Here is a 13,792-nt window from a genome sequence, read left to right as displayed (position 1 = left end):
GGGCCGGCGACACCGGTGCCCGACCCCGTGCCGGGCGGCGGCCTTGGCGACGGGAGAGCGGTTCCGGGCCCGGCACGGCAGGCGGACGGTGTCGGTGCGGGCGGTTAGCGTGACCGGATGACCGGTGTGAGCTACGACCGTTGGTGCGCCGAGATCGTGCAGCAGAGCGACCTGCTCCGGTCCCATCTCGACGGCGCCGACCTGACCGTCCCCGTTCCGTCCTGCCCCGGGTGGAACGTGGGCCAGCTGGTCCGGCACCTCGGGGGCGGGCAGCGGTGGGCCGCGGAGATCCTCCGCACCCGGCCGGCCACGCCACCGGACGACACGCACTTCCGTGACCTGTCCCGGTACGCCGACGAGGACCCGGCGGTGCTCGGGCCGTGGCTGGTCGAAAGCGCCGCCGAGTTGGCCGGGGCGCTGCGCGGCGCCGGGCCGGCGGCGCGGGTGTGGACCCCGCTGGGGGACGGGAGCCCGGCGTTCTTCGCGCGCCGGTTCGCCCACGAGACCCTCGTGCACCGGGCCGACGCCGCGCTCGCTCTCGACGTCGACGTGGTGGTCGCGCCGGAGGTCGCCGTCGACGCGCTCGACGAGTGGATGGAGCTGGGCGCGCTGCCGCAGATGTTCGACTTCCACCCGCACCGCCGGGAGCTGCTCGGCCCGGGCCGGACGCTGCACCTGCACGCCACCGACACCCCGCCCGAGCTGGGCGCCGAGTGGCTGGTCGACCTCACCGGCGACCTGATCGCCTGGCGGCGTGCGCACGAGAAGGCGGCCGTGGCCGTCCGCGGGCGGCTGACCAACCTGCTGCTGCTGGTCTACGGCCGGCTCTCCGTGGACGCGGCGGGCGTCGAGGTGATCGGGGACGCGAAGCTGCTCGACCTCTGGCTGGAGCGGGTCAGCTTCGGCTGACCGGGCCGGCCCGGTGACGGTGGACGACCGCCACCGGGCACTCCGGTCAGCCCGGCAGGTGGACGGAAGTCGTGGTGCTCAGGCCGCCTCGTCGGACTCCAGCAACTGCTTGAGCGCGGCCAGCCGCTCCCGCCAGTACGCCTTCAGCTCGGCCGCCTGCTCGGCGTCGGGGAGCTTCTCGTGCACCACGGCCACCGTGGCCTTCGTGTCACCCTTGGCCACGAAGCCGACCACGATCCGGGTCGGGCCGCCGTCCCAGTCGGCGCGGAAGGTCTTCGGCCGGGTCGCCGTGCGTACCCGGATCGCCACGTCGGGCAGCCACCGCCGGCGCAGCTCTTCGTCACTGAACGCCTCGAACAGCCGGTCCACCGGCACGGCGACCGTCCGGCTGCCGCCCGCCTCCCAGGTGCCGCCGCGCCGCTGCCAGGGGGCGCGCAGGCCACGCGCCTGCTCGTACCCGACGGTGACGGTCTGCGCCCACCAGCCCGGCACCTCGTGGGCGGTGACCAGCCAGCGCGCCGTCTCGGTGTGCGTACGCTGCACCGCGCCCCACTCGTCGAGCAGGGCGAACCACTCGTCCCAGCCGCGGCCGGTGCGCTCACGGAGCAAGGCCTCGGAGATCCGGTCGGCCTGTGCCGCCCCCGAGCCGGTGGCCGGGGGAGTGGACTCGGCGGGCGCGGCGGTCGGCGGTTCAGCCGCGACGGCGCCGGGCAGCAGGTGCCGGCGGGCCGCCGTGTAGCTTTCGCCCGTCTTGTCCATCCGGGTCCGGATCCGGGACTTGAAGGATTTCTGGCGCGTCATCACATGCTCCCTGTCGACGGCGCGGTCGTGGGGACTCACGCTCCCGTCGACCCGCCGTTGCCTGGGCATGTGGCACGGCGCCCCGAGGGCCCGAGGCCCCCTTTGCCTCCGCGACGCCGGTGGCGTGAGCACCGGTAAGGAGGTGAGGCGCGGGACGGCGCCGACGCCATCGTAACCCGCCGCGGTTGGGGCGGGCGAGCAGGTCGCGCCGGTTCAGTCGGGCAGGGCGTCGAGGTAGACCCAGCGCCCGTCCTCCCGGACGAAGCGGCTGCGCTCGTGCAGCGTCCCCGGGCGGCCGGACTCCCGGTAGTGGGCCCGGAACTCGACGGTGCCGGTGCTGTCGAACAGGCCGCCCCGGTCGGTGCCCACGATCTCCAGACGGGTCCACTGCTCGCCCGGGTCCAGGCGCAGCCGGGCCGGGCGGGTGGAGGAGTGCCAGCTGCGCAGCAGGTACCCGGCGTCCCCGACGGCGAAGGCGCTGAACCGGGAGCGCATCAGCGCCTCGGCCGTGCCGGCCGTGCCCTCGCCGCGGTGCAGCAGGCCGCAACAGTCGGCGTACGGCAGGCCGGAGCCGCACGGGCACGGCCGGCCCGGGTCGTCGGCCCCGCTCCGGCGGGCTCCACGTTTCGCCACGGCCCCATCCTGCCGCACCCGCCACCGACCGGATGCGGCGGCCGGGTCACCCGCCCATCGTCACCGAGGGTGACATCCCGACCGGGCGGTCGCCGCGATTGGCCCAGCCGATCACCTCGAAATCGGCCCTCACGCTGGGCCGATCCGCCGACCAGGATCGGGGTACGACGACCTGCTGGAAGGACCGGAACGACGATGACGACGGCGGACATGTGGTTCGACCCGCGCTGCCCCTGGGCCTGGAATGCCTCCCGCTGGTTGCTGGAGGTGGAACGGGTGCGCGCGGTCGAGGTGCGCTTCCACGTGATGAGCCTCAGCGTGCTCAACGAGGGCCGCGACGGGCTGGAGGAGTGGTACCGGGAATGGTTGGCACCCGGCATGGGCCCGGTGCGGGTGGCGGTCGCGGCGGAGCAGAAGGCCGGGCCCGAGGTGCTGCGCGACCTCTACACCGCCCTGGGCAACCGGATCCATCACGACCGGGTGCCGATCGGGCGTGACCTCTACCGGGCGGCGCTGGCCGAGGTGGGGCTGCCGGTCGAGCTGGCCGACGCGGCCGACTCCACCGCGTACGACGAGGCGTTGCTGGCCAGCCACCACGCCGGACTCGAACCGGTCGGTGAGGATCTCGGCACCCCGACCATCCACGTCACCGACGACACCGGCCGGCGCACCGCCTTCTTCGGGCCGGTGGTCGCGCCGATCCCGCGCGGCGAGGACGCCGGTCGGCTCTGGGACGGGGTGGTGGCGGTGACCGGCACCGACGGTTTCTTCGAGCTGAAGCGGGCCCGGACCCGGCCGCCGATCGAGCGGTGAGCGGTCAGCCGAACGCGGCGGCGAAGGGGCCCCGGTTGGTCGCGTCCGGCACCGCGAACACCACCAGGTCGAAGCGGCCCGCGTACGGGCGGTCGGGCCCGAGCAGGTCGGCGAACGCGGCCGCCACCTGGCGCGGGTCGTTGCGGAACACCCCGCACCCCCAGGCCCCGAGCACCAGCCGGCGGTGCCCGTGCGCCAGCGCCACCCCGAGCACCCGCCCGGCCCGCCGCCGCAGCACCCCCGGCAGGTCGACCGGTTCGCGCAGCGCGCCGGCGTTCGGCGCCGCCGCCGTCAGGAACGCGACCCGGTACGGCGGGATCAGCCGCCCCGCGTCGTCCCGGAACACCGGCACGTCGGGGGAGTGGACCACCCGGTCGGAGTAGACCGGGTCGGGCCGTGCCCGGTGGTACGCGTGGAACTCCGGCGCCGTCCGCAGGCTGGCGACCAGGGCGGACGACCGGGCCAGGCTCTCCTCCTGGGCGTGCGCGCCGGTGGCGTACCCGCCACCGGGCTTCTTCGCCGAGGCGAAGTTGAGGCAGGCGACCCGGCCGTCGCCGGTGCCGGCGAGCCGGCGGGTGGCCGCGAGGCTCGTCTCGTCGGTCACCTCCACCGTGGACGGACCGGCCGGGCCGGGCTCGCGCAGCGGCTCGTCGGGCAGGTGCAGGGTGGCGGCCGGCACCGGCCCGTAGCGGCCCTCGGCGACGAGCCGGTCGGTCTCGGCGGCCAGCGCCGCCCGTTCGGTGCGGTCCACCGGCCCATCATGCCCGCCCGGATCGATCCCGACCGCCCCGGCCGTTCTGCGCCCCGCCCCGCGAGGCGGGTGCACCCCGTCGACCAGGCGTCAGGACAGCTCGACCGGCAGCGGCACCGGGCGCTTCGCCACCCGGTCGTCGCCTGAGGAGCGCCCGCGCAGGTGCCGGGCCAGCCATGGCAGCAGGTGCTGCCGGGCCCAGGCCGCCTCGGCGCGGAGCACCTCGTGCCCGCGCCGCCGGGGCGCGACCTCCAGGGGCCGGGTCCACGAGTCGTCGTACCCGGGCAGGCCGGCGGTGTACGCGAGCGCCGCCGCGATCCGCTCGTGGCCGGCGCTGTTGGCGTGCAGCCGGTCCTCACTCCACAGCCGGGGGTCGGAGGCGACCGGGTGCGCGGCGAAGTCCAGCAGGGTGGCACCGGTCTCGGCGGTGACCCGGCCTAGCGCGGCGTTGAGGGTGACCACCCGGTTGCGCAGCGGACGGGCCAGCGGCATCACCGGCACCGGGTCGGGCAGCGTGAAGGTCAGCACGGTGGCGCCCTGGCCGACCAGCGCCCGCTGCATCGTCGCCACGTCGGCGGCGATCCGCCGGGCGTCGAAGGACGGGCGCAGCACGTCGTTCATCCCGGCCACCACCGTGCACAGGTCCGGCGCGAGGTCGAGGGCCGCCGGCAGTTGCTCGGCGAGGATCCGGGCGGTGGTCCGTCCCCGGATCGCGAGGTTGGCGTACTCCAGGCCACCCTGCTCCCGGGCCACCGCCTCGGCGAACCGGTCCGCCCAGCCCCGGTAGCCGCCGGCGTCGTCCGGGTCGTCGAGCCCTTCGGTCGTGCTGTCGCCGATCGCGACGTACCGCTGCCACATCACGATCTCAGCTTATGGGCGGCCCCGCGCGGGCCTCCCGCCGGTGCGGGGCCTCGTCCGCTGGCCTGCCCGGGTACGGTGCGCCAATGGGTCCTCTCGGCTCGTGTCGCGACCAGGAGCGGACCGGATGAGCCCCACCCAGCGCCTCCTCGACGCCGAGCTGGTCCGCCGCTACGTCGCGGCCTCCCTCGGCCCCGACGCCGGGGTGACCAGTTGCGCGCCGCTCACCGGGGGCGGCTTCGCCGCGGTCTGGTCGGTCACCCTCGACGACGGGCGTGCCGTGGTGCTGAAGGTGGGCCCACCGCCCGAGGTCCCGCTGCTGCGCTACGAGCGCGGGCTGATCGGGGCCGAGGCGCGCTACCTGCGGCTCGTCGCTGCGCGCGCCCCGGCAGTGCCCGTCCCGCCGCTGGTGCACCACGGCAGCGATGCGGTCCTCGGCGACTGGCTGCTCACCGGCCTGCTCCCCGGTCGTACCCTGCACCAGCTCACCGTCGACGGTGCCCCGGTCGACGCGGTCCGCGCCGGGCTCGGCGCGGCGCTCGCCGCGCTGCACCGGGTCGACGGCGACCGGTTCGGCTACGACGGTGGCCGGGCCGCCGGGACGACCTGGCGGGAGGCGTTCACCGCCATGGTGGACGAGCTGCTCGCTGACGCGGTCGACTGGGCGGTGCCGCTGCCCGTGCCGGCCGGGCGGCTCCGGCACCTGGTCCACCGGCACGCTGACGCCCTCGACGTGGTGCGCCGCCCGGCGCTGCTGCACGTCGACGGCTGGGCCGGCAACGTGCTGGCCGTCGACGGGCCGGACGGCGTACCCCGGCTCACCGGTCTGGTCGACGGCGAGCGGCATCTCTACGGCGACCCGCTGCTGGATCTGGTCTCGCCGCTGCTCTTCCGCCGCGCCGAGGACGAACCGGACGACGCGTTCCTGCGCGGCTACCGGACGGCGGGTGGTCCGCTGCCGCTCGACGACCCGGGCGTGCGCCGCCGGCTCGGGCTCTACCGGCTGCACCTGTACCTGCTGATGACCGTGGAGATGCCGAGCCGGGGCATCACCCGGGAGAACGACCCCGCCCGGGTCGCCCGGCTCGCGGAGCTGCTGGACCGGGAACTGGCCGCGCTCGCCGAGCCGTGAGCCGCGCACTCCGCACGATCGCCGGGGGTTCAGAGCCAGCCGGAGCGGCGGAACAGCCGGTGCAGGACCAGCGCGGCGGTCGCCATCAGCAGCAACGCCCCGGCGTAGCCGTACCGCCAGGTCAGCTCGGGCATGTGGGTGAAGTTCATGCCGTAGATGCCGGCGATGGCGGTCTGGGTGGCCGCGATCGCGGCCCACGCCGCGATCTTGCGCATGTCGTTGTTCTGGTCGACGGCGAGCTGCGCCAGCCGGGACTGGAGCACCGAGTTCAGCAGCTCGTCGTACGCGGCGACCCGCTCCACCGCGCGGGTCAGCCGGCTCTCCACGTCGGCGAACCAGCGCCGCAGCGCCGGCGGCGGCCCGGCGGCGGTGTCGGAGAGCAGCAGGCGCATCGGCTCCTGCAACGGCAGCACCGCCCGCTTGAACTCCACCAACTCCCGCTTGAGCTGGTAGATGTGCTGGATGTCGGCCCCCCGGTCGTGGGCGAACACGCTCTCCTCGACGCGTTCCAGGTCCTTCTCCAGGTGGACGGCGACCTCCAGGTACAGCTCGGTCATCCGGGCGGCCACCGCGTACGCCACCGCCCACGGCCCCTCGGCGAGCACCCCCGGGCGGCTCTCGATGTCGTGGCGCACCGGGGTCAGCGCGCCGGAGGCGCCGTGCCGGACGGTGACGACGAACCGGTCGCCGAGGAAGACCATCACGTCCCCGGTGTCGACCACCTCGGAGGTGGCGGTCAGCTCGGCGTGCTCGACGTAGCTGGCGGTGCGCAGCACCAGCAGGGTCACCCCGTCGTAGCGCTGCACGGTCGGCCGGTGCCCGTCGGCGAGCGCCTGTTCCACCACCAGCTCGTCGAGGCCGAAGGTGCGCCCGACCGCGGCCATCACCGCCGGGCCGGGGTCGTGCAGGCCCAGCCAGACGAAGGCGTTGCGGCCGCGCCGGGACCGGGCGTACGCGTCGGCGTAGTGCGGGCGGCCGGGCTCGCGCCGGCCGTTGACGTACACCGCGCAGTCGACCACGGCGTCCGGGTTGGAGCGTCGCGGCGTCGGCGCGGGCGCGTCGGCCTCCCGGCCGAGCACCCGGTCGACCAACGACCCCAGTCGCGGGATGAGCCGTGCCGCCACCGTGTACCTCCGCCGCCGTGATCCGGTGGCCCACCGTAGTACGCCCGCGCGCCTGCCGCAGGCGGTGGGTCAGGCCACGGCGGTGGCCCGCACGACGATGTTGTCGGAGTAGTCGCGGGAGCGTTCGTCGAAGCGTCCGCCGCAGGTCACCAGCCGCAACGCCGCGCCCGGCCCACCCGGCCCGTAGACCATCGCGGTGGGAAAGCTCCGCTTCGGGTACGCCCCGACGCCGTCCACCGCGAAGGTCACCGTCCGGCGGTCGGCCCGGGTGACGCGTACGGTGTCGCCGGGCCGCAGGCGTCCGAGGTCGAAGAAGACCGCCGGGCCCTCGCGGGTGTCGACGTGACCGACGATCACGGCGTTGCCGGCCTCGCCGGGGCTGACCCCGGGCCGGTACCAGCCGGCGACGGTGGGGCGGTCCTGCGGCGGCACCTCCAGGGTGCCGTTCGGGTCGCCGGCGACGGAGACCAGGTCGGCGCGGACGCCGATCGCCGGGATGTCGATGCGGACCGGCTCCGAGCGGGGGAGCACCGGCCCGGGTGATCCGCTGCGGTCGGCGCCGCGCACGCCCGCACCGGGCTGCGGCGGCCCGGCCGGGGTTGCGGTCAGTCCCACGGTGATCAGGGTGAGACCGGCGGCGCCGGCCACCGTCACCGCTGCCACCGACGCCCGGGTACGCGTGAACCACCTGCCAACGGCCATCGCCTCACCTCCCCGACACGGCGATGCGGTCGGGGTGCCCGCCCCGGTGCTGCCGGTGCGGGCACCCCTCCCAAGGGATGGTGTGTGAGGTACGGGGTCAGGCGACGGGCGCGGCCGCCCGGCGTCGGCGGCGGACCAGGACGGTCGCCCCGATCGCGGCGGCTCCGGCGAGCGCGCCGCCCGCGGCCAGCAGGCCGGTGGTGCCGTCGCCGCCACCACCGCCGGCGGGCGCCGCGCCGATCGGGGTGACGGTGAAGGTGGCGCTGCCCCCGGAGCTGCCGTTACCGCAGGTGGTGGTCACCGTGTAGGTGCCGAGGGTGAAGCCGGCGGTGAAGAGTTCCGCGCTCAGCCCGCCGCCGGCCGCGGCGGTGGTGGAGCGTACGTTCTGGTCCCGGTTCGGGCCGGTGACACGGAAGATCGCGTCGCCCGCATTCGGGTTGCAGGTCGTCGTGGTGAGCACGACGGTCCCGCCGACCGGTGTGGTGGCCGGTGACACGGTGGTCTGCGCGAGCGCGGCGGCCGGGAGCAGAAGCGTGCCGAGTCCCACGCCGAGCGCCGTCGATACGAGAACTGACTGTGCCTTCATACGCGTCTTCCCTCACTTTTCGTCCGCTGTCTGCGTGGGACGTCGTTCGGGTGGCCAACTCCGTAACTAGCACCGGTGTGGCCAACACTAGGAGGGTTGACCCGCGCGCTCGGCGTAAATGAGAAATCTTCGTTGCCGTCCGGAGTTCTCCGTCGCGCCGGGGAGCTGCGGAAATGCCCGTACAGGACCGCCCACAACGCCCGGACGGGCGTAGCCGCTCGTGCCGCTCGTCCGGTTGCGGCACGAACCGGCCGTCCGCGGCGGCCCGTCCCCTTCTGGGAAAGGCTGTCCGGGTCGGCCGGTGTCGCCGGGTCCGGTGGGCGCAGCTAGCGCAGCGAGCTGATCCGGGCCTTCGGGTCCACGACGGAGACAACGTGCCGAACGGGAACGCCGGGCCCACGGCACCCGGCATACCGCGACTCCGGTCCCGCCGGCTCCACTATGGTCGAGCTGCCCCGCATCCCCGCCCCGGACGGCCTGTCCGGGGCGGCTAGCCGGCGGCCAGCGGCTCGCCCGTCTCCAGCAGCGTCTTGAGGCCGGCCAGCAGTTCGGGCCAGCCGCCGCTGCCCGGCAGTTGGCCGCTGATCGCCCGGTACATTTCGCTGTCGGGGGAGAAGTCGTCGTGGGTGACGGTGAGCCGGACCGCCTCGCCGTGCGGCGTGATGTCGAAGGTCACGGTGGAGCGTCGCTCGCCGAGCCGGGCGGCCAGCTCCTCCTCGGACCAGCCGAAGAAGGCGGCGTGCTCCGGCTGGAAGCCGTGCCAGGTGTAGGACAACCGGCGGTACGGCTCGGCGACCAGCACCTGCTGCCCCAGATCCTTGAACTCGCCGTCCGGCCCATCCTGCCAGAGCAGCGGCGCACCGACCGTCCACTCCGACCGCAGCGCCACCCCGCCCCAGTAGCGGCGGGTGAACGCCGGCTCGGTCAACGCCTGCCAGAGGCGCTCCGGGGTGGTGCGGATGTAGGTGGTGTAGACGAAGCTCGGGCTCTGCATGCGGTCACCCTCCAATGCGGTCTTCAGGTCGGCGAGGGCGCGTACCCGGTCGCGGTCGTAGCGGTGGATCCACCGCTCGGCGATGGCGTTGATCGGTGCGGCGTTGAGGTGGTGCAGCTTCTCCCGGCCCCGGCGCACCGTGGTCACCAGGTTCGCGGCCTCCAGCACCGCCAGGTGCTTGCTGACCGACTGGCGGGTCATGTCGAGCCCGGCGCAGAGATCGCGCAGGGTCTGGCCGTTGCGGAGGTTGAGGCTGTCGAGCAGGCGGCGGCGGCTCGGGTCCGCCAGCGCCCGGAACACCTCGTCCACCGCCACCACCTCGTATACGCAACCCTATGGTTGCCTGTCACCATACGCAACCGCACGGCTGCATGTCCAGCCGCCCTGCGCGACCACCCGGCCAGCTAGCCTCCTAGGATGCCCTAGCGGGTGTGACGTCCGGCGCCGGCCACGCCAGAGCGGCGGCGACCACGGCGAGGACGCCGAGCGCGGTGCCGGAGAGGGCAGCGGCGCACACCGACCGGCCAGCGCCCCGGCCGGGTACCCGGCACCGCGTCGGCTCGTACGCCTAGCGGGGCGCGCGCCGCCAGAACTGGCGCGGCGCGTACCCGTCGCGGCGCAGCCAGTGTTCGGTGTAGACGATCCGCTCCGCCTCGATGACGACCAGCGGCCCGGCCGGCGGCTCGTCCAGCGGGCGGGAGCGTTCCACGTGGTCGGACTGCCAGCGCACCGCCGGCCACCAGTGGGCGAAGTCCGGGTCGTCCTCGTGCAGCACCCGGGCCCGGCCGAACAGCTGCGCGCCGCGGCTGCTGGCCTGCCCGACCAGCGGGGCGAACACCCCGACCGACACCCGCGGGTCGGCGGCGATGTTGCGCATCTTCGGCGAGGTCGGCGCGGCGGTGAACATGACCGCGAAGTCGAGGTGGAAGTAGCGGACCGGGGTGGCCAGCGGGCCGTCCGGGCCGACGGTGGCGAGCACACACATGTTCTGCGAGGAGAGCAGGTTGAGGATGCGCTCGCCGAGGCGGTTGCGGTCCAGGCGGGCGGTGGGGGCGGGGCCGGCGAGCCAGGGGTTGGTGACGGGCATGCTGGATCTTCGCACCCGCACCGCCTCCGGTCAGCCCCCGGCGGGCACCGGCGCCCGCGGCGTCACCGCTTGCGGGCCTGCAGGGTGTACGTCTGCGCCAGCCGCCACGGCCGCTCGGCCAGCCGCCACTCGCCGTCGGCGTCCTTGACCTGCCGCCCGGGCAGCGCGTCCCAGGGCGCGCTGTCGTGCTCCTGGAGCATGGTCAGGTCGAGGCCGGCGTCGAGCAGGGCGGTGACCACCTCGCCCAGGCCGTGGTTCCACTCGTGGGTGGTGTTGTGCTGGAACGTCGCCTCGGTGCTGACGTAGGTGCCCGGCTCCTGCCAGACCAGCGGCTCCGGCCGCTCGAAGTACGGGTGCTCCACCACCAGCAGCCCGTCGGGGTGGGTCTCGTCCAGCGCCCACAGCATCGGGTGGCCCTCGCGCAGGAAGAGCCGGCCGCCGGGGCGGAGCAGCGCCGCGACCACGCCCGCCCACCGGCGGATGTCGGGCAGCCAGCACAGCGCGCCGACGCCGGTGTAGACCAGGTCGAAGCCGCCCGCGCCGAGCACCTCGGGGGCGTCGTAGACGTCGGCCTCGACGAAGTCGACGGCGGCCCCGGCCCGTCCGGCCAGGGCGCGGGCCTGGTCCAGCGAGGCGCCGGAGAAGTCCAGCCCGGTCATCCGCGCGCCGAGCCGGTGCAGCGAGACGGTGTCGGTGCCGATGTGGCACTGCAGGTGCACGCCGCGCAGGCCGGTCACGTCGCCCAGCCGGGGCAGGTCGAAGCGGACCACCTCGCTGAGGTACGCCGGGTCGGCGGCGAAGCGCTCCACCGCGTAGTCGGGGGACGCGGCGTGGGCCGGGGCGCGCTCGTCCCAGTTGGCCCGGTTGAGGGTGCGGTAGTCGGTCACCGGCGCACCGTCGCACATCGACCGGCCGCCGCTCAACGCAGATTCGGCCGCCCCGGTGAGCTGGTACGTTGCCTCGCCGTGACGGTGCAGCGGTGGGACGGGCTGGCCGCGCCGTACTGGGTGGGGTTCGTGGTGGCGGTGGGCGTCTCCGCCGCCACCTGGCGGGTGTTCGACCGGGCCACGGTCGCCGCCGCGTACGCCGACCCGGACCGGCAGCCGGCCCGGGTCGGCTGAGCGGTCAGCGGGACGGGACCGGCAGCACCTCGCCGCGCTCGGCGGAGCGGTGCGCCAGCTCGATCAGCTCCACGGTGGCGACCGCGTCGCGCGGGTCGACCGGCATCGGCGTGCCGTCCCGCAGCGCCGCCGCGACCTGGGCGTAGAAGTCCTGGTAGCGCCCCGGGTCGGTGGGTACCGGGTGCAGGTCGCCGTCGACGCCGAGCCGGCCGTACCGCTCGGCGGGGACCTCGCCCCAGCCCGGCGCGCCCGGGCGGCCCCCGGTGCGCAGCGCGTCCTCCTGCACGTCCAGGCCGTAGCTGGTGTACCCGGCGCGGTCGCCGAGGACGCGCAGCCGGGGCCCGAGCTGTGCGGTGACGGCGCTCATCCACAGGTGGGAGCGGACGCCGCCGGCGTGGGTGAGCGCCACGAAGGCGTCGTCGTCGACCTGCGCGTCGGGCCGCCGCCGGTCCACCTCGGCGTACACGTGGGTCACCGGACCGAAGAGCTGCACCGCCTGGTCGACGAGGTGGGCGCCGAGGTCGTAGAGGGCGCCGCCAGCCTCGCCGGGGGCGGCGCTCTCCCGCCAGCCCTCCTTGATGGCGGGGCGCCAGCGCTCGAAGCGGGACTCGAAGCGGGTCACCCGGCCCAGCTCGCCCTCGGCGATCAGGCGGCGGGCGGTCAGGAAGTCGCCGTCCCAGCGGCGGTTCTGGAACACCGTCAGCGGCACCGACAGGCGCTCGGCCTCGTCGACCAGGGCGCGGCCCTCCGCCGCGGTGGCGGCCAGCGGCTTGTCCACCACGACGGCCAGTCCGGCGGCGACGGCGGCCCGGGCCATCGGCACGTGCGTCCGGTTCGGCGTCGCCACCACGACCAGGTCGAGGGTGTCGGCCGACTCCCACAGCCGGCCGGCGTCGTCGAGGACGCGGACGTCGGGGTGGTCGTGGCGGGCCTGCTCCTGCCGCTGCGGGTTGCCGGTGACGACGGCGTCCAGCCGCAGCCCGGGGGTGGCGGCGATCAGCGGGGCGTGGAACACCTGGCCCGCCAGCCCGTATCCGAGCAGTCCGACCCGCAGTGGTGCCGGTGTCTTCGCCATGGTGTCCCCCCGGTTTCCCGTCCTTGCCCCTGGTCGTTCCAGGTTGTGCCGGTACGAACCTACGCGGCGGCCCGGACCGGCTGCCGGGCGGTCAGCGGGGAGTCGGCTCGGTCACCCAGCCGGCGACGAGGACCAGGCCGGTGGGGCGGTGCACGGCCAGGAAACCGAACGGGTGGTCGACGTCGAGGCTGACCCGCCGCGCCCGTACGCGGTGCCGGGGTGGCGCGGAGCCGGGTGCCATGGCGATGGCGGTGACCGCGGCGGCGCGGAAGCCGGTGGCGCTGAACTCGGCCGTGACGGTCTGCCGGGCCTGGGAGACGTAGAGCAGCGGGGCGATGCCGGGGAAGTTGTCCGCGTCACGGCGGGTGGCGGCGGCGAGCCCGTACAGGTCGGCGCGGTCGAGCAGGTCGTGGTCGGCGTCGACGCGGAACGCGACGGTGCGTACGGCCAGTTGCGGCCGGTCGTCGACCGCCTCGACGGTCTCCTCGGTGATGCCGGGCCCGGCCGGGTGGGGCAGCGTCGGGCCGCCGCCGAGGGCGTGGATCGCGGCCGGCAGCACGGCGCCGGCCGGGCGCCCGGGGACGCCGAGGGCCAGCACCACGTCCACGTCCGCGTCACCGGCGACGGTCAGCAGGCTCACCGGTCCGGCCGGGGTGTCGGCCACCCGCAGCGTCCGGGGATCGCCGCCGTACCGGTGCAGACCGATCAGCCGCCGGCCCTGCCAGGGGCCCTGCCGTGGTTCGCACCAGCCCTCCTGGAAGGGCGCCGCCCAGCCGGTCAGCACCGAGAGGGCGCTGGCCAGCACCAGCGCCGTGTCCGGGGTGACCGTGATCGGCATCTTCCGGATCTGCCCGTCGGTGTGGGTGGACGCCCAGCCGTCCAGCACGGGCTCGTCCACGGCCCGGTCGCCGGTCAGCTCACCCCGCATCGACGCGGGGACCGCGCGCAGCCAGGCCGGGTTCAGTCGCAGCTCGCGTCGGGCCCAGAAGCCCAGCGCCAGCCGGGTGGTGGGGGAGGCGGCCAGGTCGTAGGGGGTGGCGTCGGGGGCGACGGCGGTCAGCTCGTCGCGTGCCGGGCCGGCCGCGTGCCGGGCGAGCAGGGCCAGCAGCGGGTACGCCCCGGCGCCGGAGAGGACGGTCTGCCGGTCGTCGATCAGGGCGGCCCAGCGGGCGGTGAGGGAGTTGGCGGGCGTGCTGCTCATGCCGT

16 protein-coding genes are annotated in these 13,792 nt (G+C 75.3%); 4 read left to right on the top strand and 12 right to left on the bottom strand.

Features of this window, described 5'->3' with window-relative positions; all coding sequences use genetic code 11:
• Positions 1-117 precede the first annotated feature (117 nt).
• Positions 118-909, top strand: coding sequence for a maleylpyruvate isomerase family mycothiol-dependent enzyme (locus V6U88_RS27705; protein ID WP_334457435.1), 792 nt, complete (start codon positions 118-120; stop codon positions 907-909).
• Positions 910-987: 78 nt separating this feature from the next.
• On the opposite strand, the gene V6U88_RS27700 is transcribed toward V6U88_RS27705, so the two are convergent.
• Positions 988-1,710 (bottom strand): hypothetical protein, encoded by a 723-nt coding sequence (locus V6U88_RS27700; RefSeq protein WP_334457433.1) that lies wholly within the window; start codon positions 1,708-1,710, stop codon positions 988-990.
• Positions 1,711-1,923: 213 nt separating this feature from the next.
• Positions 1,924-2,343, bottom strand: coding sequence for a YchJ family protein (locus V6U88_RS27695; RefSeq protein ID WP_334457432.1), 420 nt, complete (start codon positions 2,341-2,343; stop codon positions 1,924-1,926).
• 195 nt (positions 2,344-2,538) lie between these two features.
• Between V6U88_RS27695 and V6U88_RS27690 the strand changes: the two genes are divergently transcribed.
• Entirely contained in the window at positions 2,539-3,156 is a 618-nt protein-coding gene (locus V6U88_RS27690; RefSeq protein WP_334457430.1) for a mycothiol-dependent nitroreductase Rv2466c family protein, read from the top strand.
• A gap of 4 nt (positions 3,157-3,160) precedes the next feature.
• Here the strand turns inward: V6U88_RS27690 and V6U88_RS27685 are convergent, their stop codons facing one another.
• Positions 3,161-3,907 carry a TIGR02452 family protein gene (locus tag V6U88_RS27685; RefSeq protein ID WP_334457428.1) on the bottom strand — a complete coding sequence of 249 codons (747 nt, stop codon included), beginning with the start codon at positions 3,905-3,907 and terminating at the stop codon, positions 3,161-3,163.
• A gap of 90 nt (positions 3,908-3,997) precedes the next feature.
• Positions 3,998-4,765, bottom strand: a complete 768-nt coding sequence (locus V6U88_RS27680) for an SGNH/GDSL hydrolase family protein (RefSeq protein WP_334457465.1) — start codon at positions 4,763-4,765, stop codon at positions 3,998-4,000.
• Between the two features lie 127 nt (positions 4,766-4,892).
• On the opposite strand from V6U88_RS27680, the gene V6U88_RS27675 reads away from it, so the two are divergent.
• Positions 4,893-5,897 (top strand): phosphotransferase family protein, encoded by a 1,005-nt coding sequence (locus V6U88_RS27675; RefSeq protein ID WP_334457426.1) that lies wholly within the window; start codon positions 4,893-4,895, stop codon positions 5,895-5,897.
• A gap of 29 nt (positions 5,898-5,926) precedes the next feature.
• On the opposite strand, the gene V6U88_RS27670 is transcribed toward V6U88_RS27675, so the two are convergent.
• The 6 genes from V6U88_RS27670 to V6U88_RS27645 all read right to left on the bottom strand — a co-directional run bounded on the left by V6U88_RS27670 (position 5,927) and on the right by V6U88_RS27645 (position 11,277).
• Entirely contained in the window at positions 5,927-7,021 is a 1,095-nt protein-coding gene (locus V6U88_RS27670) for a magnesium and cobalt transport protein CorA (protein ID WP_334457423.1), read from the bottom strand.
• 69 nt (positions 7,022-7,090) lie between these two features.
• Positions 7,091-7,723, bottom strand: coding sequence for a class F sortase (locus V6U88_RS27665; protein ID WP_334457421.1), 633 nt, complete (start codon positions 7,721-7,723; stop codon positions 7,091-7,093).
• 97 nt (positions 7,724-7,820) lie between these two features.
• Positions 7,821-8,309, bottom strand: a complete 489-nt coding sequence (locus V6U88_RS27660; protein WP_334457419.1) for a hypothetical protein — start codon at positions 8,307-8,309, stop codon at positions 7,821-7,823.
• A gap of 490 nt (positions 8,310-8,799) precedes the next feature.
• The gene (locus V6U88_RS27655) at positions 8,800-9,612 is read right to left on the bottom strand and encodes an ArsR/SmtB family transcription factor (protein ID WP_334457417.1); all 813 of its coding nucleotides are present in this window, start codon (positions 9,610-9,612) and stop codon (positions 8,800-8,802) included.
• 259 nt (positions 9,613-9,871) lie between these two features.
• On the bottom strand, positions 9,872-10,390 hold the full coding sequence (locus tag V6U88_RS27650) for a pyridoxamine 5'-phosphate oxidase family protein (RefSeq protein WP_334457415.1): 519 nt from the start codon (positions 10,388-10,390) through the stop codon (positions 9,872-9,874).
• Positions 10,391-10,452: 62 nt separating this feature from the next.
• Positions 10,453-11,277, bottom strand: coding sequence for a class I SAM-dependent methyltransferase (locus V6U88_RS27645; RefSeq protein WP_334457414.1), 825 nt, complete (start codon positions 11,275-11,277; stop codon positions 10,453-10,455).
• Between the two features lie 78 nt (positions 11,278-11,355).
• Here V6U88_RS27645 and V6U88_RS27640 point away from each other — a divergent pair, with 78 nt between their 5' ends.
• Positions 11,356-11,511 carry a hypothetical protein gene (locus V6U88_RS27640; protein WP_334457412.1) on the top strand — a complete coding sequence of 52 codons (156 nt, stop codon included), beginning with the start codon at positions 11,356-11,358 and terminating at the stop codon, positions 11,509-11,511.
• A 4-nt stretch (positions 11,512-11,515) separates the two neighbouring features.
• Here the strand turns inward: V6U88_RS27640 and V6U88_RS27635 are convergent, their stop codons facing one another.
• Both V6U88_RS27635 and V6U88_RS27630 read right to left on the bottom strand, forming a co-directional pair.
• On the bottom strand, positions 11,516-12,586 hold the full coding sequence (locus V6U88_RS27635; protein ID WP_334457410.1) for a Gfo/Idh/MocA family protein: 1,071 nt from the start codon (positions 12,584-12,586) through the stop codon (positions 11,516-11,518).
• Between the two features lie 91 nt (positions 12,587-12,677).
• The gene (locus V6U88_RS27630; protein WP_334457409.1) at positions 12,678-13,787 is read right to left on the bottom strand and encodes a serpin family protein; all 1,110 of its coding nucleotides are present in this window, start codon (positions 13,785-13,787) and stop codon (positions 12,678-12,680) included.
• Positions 13,788-13,792: the final 5 nt, after the last annotated feature.

The organism is Micromonospora sp. CPCC 205739 (genome assembly GCF_036906795.1).
Lineage (GTDB): Bacteria > Actinomycetota > Actinomycetes > Mycobacteriales > Micromonosporaceae > Micromonospora.
Note: the sequence above shows the minus strand (reverse complement) of the source record. Positions and strands in the feature narration are given on the sequence as shown.

Excerpts from the sequence above, each read along its gene's own strand:
- V6U88_RS27675 (WP_334457426.1), top strand. The coding sequence starts at position 4,893 with ATGAGCCCCACCCAGCGCCTCCTCGACGCCGAGCTGGTCCGCCGCTAC.
- V6U88_RS27680 (WP_334457465.1), bottom strand. The coding sequence starts at position 4,765 with ATGTGGCAGCGGTACGTCGCGATCGGCGACAGCACGACCGAAGGGCTC.
- V6U88_RS27630 (WP_334457409.1), bottom strand. The coding sequence starts at position 13,787 with ATGAGCAGCACGCCCGCCAACTCCCTCACCGCCCGCTGGGCCGCCCTG.
- V6U88_RS27665 (WP_334457421.1), bottom strand. The coding sequence starts at position 7,723 with ATGGCCGTTGGCAGGTGGTTCACGCGTACCCGGGCGTCGGTGGCAGCG.
- V6U88_RS27635 (WP_334457410.1), bottom strand. The coding sequence starts at position 12,586 with ATGGCGAAGACACCGGCACCACTGCGGGTCGGACTGCTCGGATACGGG.
- V6U88_RS27660 (WP_334457419.1), bottom strand. The coding sequence starts at position 8,309 with ATGAAGGCACAGTCAGTTCTCGTATCGACGGCGCTCGGCGTGGGACTC.
- V6U88_RS27650 (WP_334457415.1), bottom strand. The coding sequence starts at position 10,390 with ATGCCCGTCACCAACCCCTGGCTCGCCGGCCCCGCCCCCACCGCCCGC.
- V6U88_RS27705 (WP_334457435.1), top strand. The coding sequence starts at position 118 with ATGACCGGTGTGAGCTACGACCGTTGGTGCGCCGAGATCGTGCAGCAG.
- V6U88_RS27690 (WP_334457430.1), top strand. The coding sequence starts at position 2,539 with ATGACGACGGCGGACATGTGGTTCGACCCGCGCTGCCCCTGGGCCTGG.
- V6U88_RS27700 (WP_334457433.1), bottom strand. The coding sequence starts at position 1,710 with ATGACGCGCCAGAAATCCTTCAAGTCCCGGATCCGGACCCGGATGGAC.